This window comes from Mesorhizobium sp. WSM4836 (genome assembly GCF_055811815.1).
Genome location: NZ_JBVVQF010000115.1, coordinates 1 through 282, shown reverse-complemented (window position 1 = coordinate 282; position 282 = coordinate 1). Strand labels below are relative to the sequence as shown.

The following is a 282-nucleotide window of genomic DNA, read 5'->3' as shown; positions in this document are numbered from 1 at the left end:
GCGGAGGCGTTTTATGATTCACTCCAGGGCATGGTTGCCACCGCCCAGGATGCTGTTCCGGACGATATCGGCGCGCTGAGAGCAGCGCTGACCGCGGCGCTGGCCAGAGCCGAAGACGAGGCCGCGCGCGCTGCGCTGGTCGAGGCCGAACTGGCGGTCGCCAGGGCCAAGGCATCGGATGATGCGGCGCTGATCGCACATCAGGATCTGACGATCCGGAAGCTGCAGCGGGCGCTGCATGGTCAGAGTTCTGAACGCTCAGCCCGCCTGCACGACCAGATG

Annotated in this window: 1 pseudogene; it reads left to right on the top strand. The window is 66.3% G+C overall.

What is annotated here, in order from left to right:
* Positions 1-30: 30 nt before the first annotated feature.
* A pseudogene (locus tag AC0L2P_RS32330) lies at positions 31-282 on the top strand (IS66 family transposase); the annotation flags it as partial.